This window comes from Pseudoalteromonas marina, from assembly GCF_000238335.3.
Lineage (GTDB): Bacteria > Pseudomonadota > Gammaproteobacteria > Enterobacterales > Alteromonadaceae > Pseudoalteromonas > Pseudoalteromonas marina.
In genome coordinates this window covers 719,877-728,006 of sequence record NZ_AHCB03000012.1, presented here as the reverse complement: position 1 = coordinate 728,006, position 8,130 = coordinate 719,877, and the positions used below count along the sequence as shown (strand labels likewise).

5 protein-coding genes are annotated in these 8,130 nt (G+C 37.2%); 3 read left to right on the top strand and 2 right to left on the bottom strand.

Annotated elements, in window-relative coordinates; all coding sequences use genetic code 11:
* Positions 1 to 614: 614 nt before the first annotated feature.
* Positions 615 to 1,829 (top strand): hypothetical protein, encoded by a 1,215-nt coding sequence (locus PMAN_RS19075; protein WP_006793243.1) that lies wholly within the window; start codon positions 615 to 617, stop codon positions 1,827 to 1,829.
* Positions 1,830 to 1,892: 63 nt separating this feature from the next.
* Here the strand turns inward: PMAN_RS19075 and PMAN_RS19070 are convergent, their stop codons facing one another.
* On the bottom strand, positions 1,893 to 2,768 hold the full coding sequence (locus PMAN_RS19070) for a DNA replication terminus site-binding protein (protein WP_010556161.1): 876 nt from the start codon (positions 2,766 to 2,768) through the stop codon (positions 1,893 to 1,895).
* Positions 2,769 to 3,351: 583 nt separating this feature from the next.
* Here PMAN_RS19070 and PMAN_RS19065 point away from each other — a divergent pair.
* On the top strand, positions 3,352 to 4,701 hold the full coding sequence (locus PMAN_RS19065) for a class II 3-deoxy-7-phosphoheptulonate synthase (protein WP_006793241.1): 1,350 nt from the start codon (positions 3,352 to 3,354) through the stop codon (positions 4,699 to 4,701).
* A gap of 65 nt (positions 4,702 to 4,766) precedes the next feature.
* On the opposite strand, the gene ppsR is transcribed toward PMAN_RS19065, so the two are convergent.
* Positions 4,767 to 5,576: a posphoenolpyruvate synthetase regulatory kinase/phosphorylase PpsR gene (gene ppsR, locus PMAN_RS19060; protein WP_006793240.1), complete on the bottom strand. Its 810-nt coding sequence runs from the start codon at positions 5,574 to 5,576 to the stop codon at positions 4,767 to 4,769.
* A gap of 154 nt (positions 5,577 to 5,730) precedes the next feature.
* On the opposite strand from ppsR, the gene ppsA reads away from it, so the two are divergent.
* Positions 5,731 to 8,103: a phosphoenolpyruvate synthase gene (gene ppsA, locus PMAN_RS19055; protein ID WP_010556162.1), complete on the top strand. Its 2,373-nt coding sequence runs from the start codon at positions 5,731 to 5,733 to the stop codon at positions 8,101 to 8,103.
* The last annotated feature ends 27 nt before the right edge of the window (positions 8,104 to 8,130 follow it).

The following is an 8,130-nucleotide window of genomic DNA, read 5'->3' as shown; positions in this document are numbered from 1 at the left end:
TATAAGGTAATAAAGGTTAAGAGTTTAAAAGTGTAGTTTAACTATATGATAAATATAAATAAACTATAAAAAGTTAGATCAGCATTATACGTGGTTAAGATCAGATCTTTAATAACTAACAGATCAGCATTTTATTAACTGCTAAATAAATTTTATAGTTATGCACAGCTTACCCTTAAGGTTATAAACAAATAGGTCGATTAAGATCATGCTTTTACTAAGTAAATTAGAATGTTATGCACCGTTCAATGTAGAAAAAGCAGGTATCAATTGGTATAGATCTGATCTGTAGTAAGTACAGATCAGATCTATGCTAACTAACTAAGTCCTTATCCACAGGCTAGTATGAAAAAGAGCAAATTTGTCGTGCTTTGCAGTCTAAATTTAGCATAGCAGTGGACAAATTTATAACTGAGTTAGTAAAAATGAGATTTGAAATGCACGTGTTAGTATAATAATGATCTTAAATTAAAGAAAAATGCTAGTACTTAGTATAAAACTGATCTGAGTAGATTAATTAGAGCCAGATCACTTTTATACTAACTTAAACATTTAACTTTTTTTGTTTTATGTGTTGTTATTAGCTGTCGCAATAATAAATGGAAATAAGAACAATGAGCCGAAAGGTCAACATCTCGGTAGATAACTTGCCTGATACACTAAGAGGCCAAATTCACGGGGTGGAAAGTGCAATTGATAATGAAAGTTTAGCACTATTTACAGATAACAAAGATGTTCGCATTTCTATTGAGAATGCAGCTCATGGTTTACGTGCCTATTCAAATACATTTAATCATTACGATTTATGGGGACGTTTTGTTCGCTCGGGTCATAAAAAACTTCCATTAGAAGAAGCGCCTAAAAAAACAATCATTACACGTAAAATATCAGAAAAAGTAGATGGTATTTTATACGATGGCGAAATAAAAATAACACCCGCCGTTGTTAGTACCCGCAAAGACGGTGAAGATATTGAATACCTAGTATGGCCATCAGATAGAGAAGAAAAAGTAGAACGAGCTCTTATCCGTTTAGCCTCAAAAGGTAAAATAGTAAAAATAAATTTTAAGTCCGGTATTCAATATGCCGTTGTTTTTTCGATGAACGAATTAGCACAAGAACTTAAAGCCGTTGGTCAGTCCATGCCATATCCTGCAATTAAAGAATCACTTGAAGCACTTCAAGGGTCAAAACTATCATTTAAATACTCTGCAACAGATACTAAAAATTCAGATATTGATGATTCATTCTACGAGTCAAATATGAATTTTTTATCGTCTTTGCATTTTAGTGGGAAAAAAGGTCAGGGCGGTAATGTTAAATGTGTTGCTTGTTTAAATGCTTTCGTTCATAACATGATCGATAACTTAGAATATAAAGGTTATTATTTTAACAGTGCACAAGAACTAAAGCGTGGTTTATCACGTTGGATGATGTTGCGCTTGTATCACTTATGGCGCTACGCGGCACCGGGTAAAACATATCATTTTAGATTACTTTCTATTATGGAAAAATATGGTTCGATATACTCAACCGACAATATAACAGAAAACAAATTAAAAGCATTACGTCGTGATATGACAACTACCATGAAAGACCTTATAGAAAAGGGTGCCATTTCAGAATACAGCATTACCAATGTTAAAGACGATAAGACCGGTAATATTATAGATTACACCTATGAAATGCATCCGTCAGATCAGTTTTGTGATGAAATACTTACATTGAATAAGCATAACAAACGTATAGAGATTCAAGGCGGTAAACGCATAGTTGAAAATGCCGTTTTAATAGATGAAGATAAAATAGAAGAAATAGTCGAAAAATAGTTTTTTATTTATCTTTGTTATACAAATACTAAAAGGCCACTAAATGTGGCCTTTTTAACATAATTAATTTGTTACTTGTTCAAGGTAAAGCCTATCAACCAGAAAATCATAATCTCGTTTTCGAGGATGACTATCTGGCTTTTCGTAATCTGGTAAGGTTCCTATTTTAACATCGGGCTCTGGGTTTATTAATATAAATGGTAATGCAGCACTAACGTGGTAACGATTTTGTGCAGTGTATCTGATATTTACTTGAGGACTAACTCGAGTAGGGCGTCTTATTCTTAGTTTTTCCTTTTCACCTAAGCTAGCAATCCTCATTTGTTCTTGAGCGACCAGAGATTGCCACTTTTGCTGATCGATCATTCTTGGATTTGTATAACCTGCAGATTTACTCAACATTTCAAGAGCCATCTTTTTAGTGAGGGTTTTAGTTGCATGTTTGTGCATCCATGTAAATCTAACAGAAAAAGGTGATTCACTCTCACTGTGTATTTTTCTGTATGCAGCTAAAGTAATTAAATTTGGTACTGCATTATGAACAGCTTCAAAACGAGCGTCGTTGTTATCAATACTTAGAATACATTCCTTAAATGCTGCTTTAGCTTTATTAACCTGATTAATCCTATCATTGAGTGCCTGTTTATTAGCATTTTTTATAACTAACAAACCAGGGTGCCTTTTAAGTACTCGGCTGCTTAACCCTGACTTTGTATACATATCAGTAAATGAATTAAGAATAGCTCGTTGGGCATTATCTCCCGCTAGTTTTGAAACGGGTATACTTTGCGGGACATTATTTTCTTCACTAGTAAGAACCTCAGGCAATTTATAGTATTCAGCTTTTGAGTATTCACATTGTTTGAGTTCATCAATTAACAATGAGGTAAGCTCACTCATTAAATCAAACTGACTTCTTATTTTTATTTTGGAGACCATCACACACCAAGAACACATCTTACTCTAACTAGAAATGATACTAACCTTTTGCCTTGATAGCTAGCCTTTTACTAATTTTCTGTAGCCAAGATTAATATTTATTATAAATTTCGTATGATGTGTTCTTTGGTGTTTAACATATAAGCTACTATTTATATTAGATATTATTAATGTTATAGGTCGGCCGCTTAAACTTGGTTGTGCTTCATTAGCATATATAGATATAAATACAATCCTCATGATTATAATTTTTTAAATTTTACTGTAAAGTTTAGGTTACAATTGATGCAAATTAAGTATGATGTGTTCCCTCTTATTCTGTATATAATATCTGGTATTAAGCTTAGTGTTCTCGAACTCTTTGAAATTAACATTTATAGGTGTAATTAACTGATAATAAATGGTTTTAATAATAGTTTGATTAAGCTAATTTATGAAATATACACATATTGAAAGTTGTTAATTAGTGTTTATAACTAGCCCATAACAAAATAATTAGTAAATAGTGAATTTAGTGCTTGAACAGAGGTACGTGCATACGTTAATTTCAGTACATCAGGTAAAGTAGGAATGAGGAAAGAATATGCAATCGTGGAACCCAAATAGCTGGAGAGAGCTGCCAATACTGCAGCAGCCACAATACCCAGATCAAGACGTGTTAAAATCTGTTGAAGGCCAATTAAAAACTGCACCCCCGTTAGTTTTTGCAGAAGAAACTCGTAGTTTATTTAAGCAACTTGAAGATGTATGTGAAGGCCGAGCATTTTTACTTCAAGGTGGAGACTGTGCAGAATCGTTTAGTGATTTTAATGCAGCAAACATTCGCGACACATTTAAAACAATTTTACAAATGGCTGTAGTTTTAACCTACGGCGGTAAATGCCCAGTTGTAAAAATTGCCCGTATGGCTGGACAGTATGCAAAACCACGTTCTGCTGATTTAGAAACTATTGACGGTGTTTCACTTCCATCATACCGTGGCGACATAATTAACAACATAGACTTCACAGCTGAAGCCCGCATACCCGATCCGCAACGTTTAATGACGGCTTACCACCATAGTGCAGCTACATTAAACTTACTACGTGCATTTGCACAAGGTGGCCTTGCAGATTTACACCAGGTCAATCGCTGGAACATGGGGTTTGTAGCCGCCAATCCTCAAAAGCAAAAGTACCAACAGCTTGCTGATAAAATTCAAGATGCATTAGAGTTTATGGAAGTGTGCGGTATTAATTCGACCATTGCACCAAGCCTTAAAGAGACAGATCTCTACACATCTCACGAAGCATTGTTATTGGGCTATGAAGAAGCACTAACTCGACGCGATCACTTATCAGGCGACTGGTATGACTGTTCAGCGCATTTTGTTTGGATCGGTGAGCGCACACGTCAATTAGACCACGCACACATTGAGTTTTTTAAAGGAATTAAAAACCCAATTGGTGTAAAAGTAGGTCCTGGTATGGACCCAGATGAATTAATCCGCCTAATTGATGCATTGAATCCTGACAATATTCCAGGACGATTAACCTTAATTACACGCATGGGGGCAGATGTACTGCCAGAGAAATTACCAGCACTCGTACGTAAAGTACAACAAGAAGGGCGTAAGGTAATTTGGAGTTCAGACCCAATGCATGGCAATACTGAAAAAGCGACTTCTGGATACAAAACGCGTAATTTCGACAATATAATGCGCGAAATCAGCCAGTTTTTCTCTGTTCACAAAGCAGAAGGTTCATATGCAGGTGGCGTTCATCTAGAAATGACCGGTCAGCATGTTACAGAGTGTACCGGCGGAGCATATGGTCTATCAGACGACGATTTAGCACAACGCTACAAAACACAGTGTGACCCACGTCTTAATGCAGACCAAGTATTAGAGCTAGGATTTTTAGTTGCTGATTTATTAAAAGACGCACGTAAATAAAGACTCTCACACATAAAAAAAGCCGCTTAACAGCGGCTTTTTTGTGGCGTAAATATTTAACTAAGTTAGTACTTACGACGTTCTAAATCCGTATCCATCAATATTTTTGCAGAAATTTCTTCAACAGAATGGTGGGTTGAATTGAAGTAGGCAATTTTATGACGCTTGTAAAGCATTTCAACCTCACGTACTTCAATACGACACTGCCTTATAGATGCATATTTAGAGTTGGCCATGCGTCGATGCCTAATTGCAGCAAGTCTCTCTGGGTCAATAGTTAAACCAAACAATTTATGTTTATAAGGTACTAAACATTTCGGTAAGCCTTCGCTTTCTAAATCTTCTTCCGTAATAGGGTAGTTTGCTGCTTTTATGCCATATTGCAACGCTAAATATAAGCTCGTTGGGGTTTTACCACTTCGGCTCACACCTATTAAAATAATATCAGCCTCGGAAAAGTTTTTGATATTGCCGCCGTCGTCATTCATTAAAGCATAATTCACCGCGTCTATTCTAAAGTCATAACTTTTTTCATGTATAGAGTGTGTACGATGCATTTTTGGTACAGGCGCAACCTGTAATTCTTTTTCAATTTTTTCGCTATACGTGGTCAAAAAATCATATGGGATAGCATCCGCTGACTTTATGATTTCGCTCAAACTGTGATTCACAAATGTAAAAAACACAAAGGGCTTTTCACCCGTTTTTGCAGCTGTTGCATTTATTAACGCTTTAATTTCGTGTGCTTTTTCTTCTGTTTCTACGAAAGGAATAGTTTTGTGATTAAAATCGATTGGAAACAAAGATAACGTTGCATGCCCAAACACTTCTGATGTAATTGCTGTTCCATCAGATATATAAAATGCAGTTCTCATAATTAACCTTTTTGTTACTTTTAATCCCTAAAATGGGTTACTCACGGTTTACGCGAGGACTGTTGCCAGTGTAGAATGAAGGTGGCCTTTATAAAAGGTTTTCTTTCTTAACTCTCACAGTTTCAACTACAATTTGTTTTTTGGAGAAAGACCCGTGCAAGAATACGTTCTCTGGTATCAAGAGCTTGGTATGCAAGATGTTCCTCGAGTTGGCGGTAAGAACGCCTCTCTTGGTGAAATGATCTCTAACCTAGCTAATGCTGGTGTACAAGTACCGGGTGGTTTCGCAACAACCGCCGATGCTTTTAATGAGTTTTTAGACCAATCAGGACTCAATGCCAAAATTCATGACATCTTAGATACACTTGATGTTGATGATGTAAATACACTCGCCAAAGTAGGTGCCGATATCCGCCAATGGATAATCGATACACCATTCCAACCAAATTTAGACCAAGCCATTCGCGATGCATACAGCCAACTTCATGGCGACACATCAGCTGATGTGTCATTTGCTGTACGTTCATCAGCAACCGCTGAGGATATGCCAGACGCATCTTTTGCAGGCCAACAAGAAACATTTTTAAATGTTGTTGGTATCGATTCGGTTATGGTTGCTATAAAGCATGTATTTGCATCTTTGTTTAACGACCGTGCAATTTCTTATCGTGTTCACCAAGGTTACGATCATCGTGGTGTTGCATTATCAGCAGGCATACAGCGTATGGTACGCTCTGATAAATCAGCATCAGGCGTTATGTTCAGTATCGACACTGAATCTGGCTTTGAAGATGTTGTATTTGTAACCTCAAGCTACGGTTTAGGTGAAATGGTTGTACAGGGTGCTGTTAACCCAGACGAATTTTATGTACATAAACCAACATTACTAAAAGATAAGCCATCTGTAGTGCGTCGTAATATTGGCTCTAAAGCCATTCAAATGATTTATTCAAACGACAAAGCACATGGTAAACAAGTAGAAATAGTTGACGTAAACCCTGAACTTTCTAACAAATTTTCGATTACAGATGAAGAAGTACAAGACCTTGCCAAGCAAGCTGTAATCATTGAAAAACATTACGGTCGTCCAATGGACATCGAATGGGCAAAAGACGGCAACGACGGCAAACTATATATAGTACAAGCTCGTCCAGAAACTGTACGTTCAAACGAAGATACAAATGTAATGGAGCGTTTTCAGTTAAACGGTTCAAGTAACGTTGTTGTAGAAGGTCGTGCAATTGGTCATAAAATTGGTAGCGGTGTTGTTCGTGTTCTTGACTCGATTGATGAAATGGATCAAGTGCAAGTTGGTGACATTTTAGTTACCGACATGACCGACCCAGACTGGGAACCTATCATGAAGCGTGCAGCAGCGATTGTTACAAATCGTGGTGGCCGCACATGTCACGCAGCAATCATTGCTCGTGAACTGGGTATCCCTGCAGTTGTAGGATGTGGCAATGCAACCGACCTAATCAAAGCTGGTCAAGAAGTTACTGTATCATGTGCCGAAGGCGATACTGGTTTCATTTACGAAGGTATTTTAGACTTTGAAGTGCTTACTTCACGTGTTGACGAAATGCCAAACCTACCAATGAAAGTAATGATGAACGTGGGTAACCCGGACCGCGCATTCGACTTTGCACGTTTGCCACACTCAGGTGTTGGCCTTGCACGTGTTGAATTCATCATCAACCGTATGATTGGCGTGCATCCAAAAGCATTATTAAATTTCGACGCACAAACAGATGCCCTTAAAGAAGAAATAACCGACATCATTGCTGGTTACGATTCACCAGTAGAGTTTTATATTTCAAAACTTGTTGAAGGTATTTCTACGCTAGGTTGTGCGTTTGCTCCCGAGCGAGTAATTGTTCGTATGTCTGATTTTAAATCGAACGAATACGCTAACTTAGTTGGCGGCCAACAATACGAACCTGAAGAAGAAAACCCAATGATTGGTTTTCGTGGTGCAGCACGTTATATATCAGAAGACTTCCGCGACTGTTTTGCATTAGAGTGTGAAGCAATCAAGCGTGTACGCAATACTATGGACATGACTAACATTGAGATCATGATTCCATTCGTACGTACACTTGAAGAAGGTAAACGCGTAATTGAATTACTAGAAGAGCATGGCCTAAAACGTGGCGAAAATGGTCTTAAAGTAATTATGATGTGTGAGCTGCCGTCAAATGCATTACTTGCCGAAGAGTTTTTAGAGCACTTTGACGGTTTTTCAATTGGATCTAACGATTTAACACAGTTAACACTAGGTTTAGACCGAGATTCTGGTTTAATTGCTCATTTATTTGACGAGCGTGACCCTGCAATTAAAAAGCTTCTTTCTATGGCAATTCAAACAGCCAAAGCAAAAGGAAAGTATGTAGGTATTTGTGGACAAGGTCCTTCAGATCACGAAGACTTTGCTGCATGGTTAGTTGACCAAGGTATAGACTCTGTATCATTAAATCCAGACACAGTAATCGAAACTTGGTTATACTTAGCTAAAAAATTAGCTTAGTAACCTGTTATAACTATGCAAAAGCCA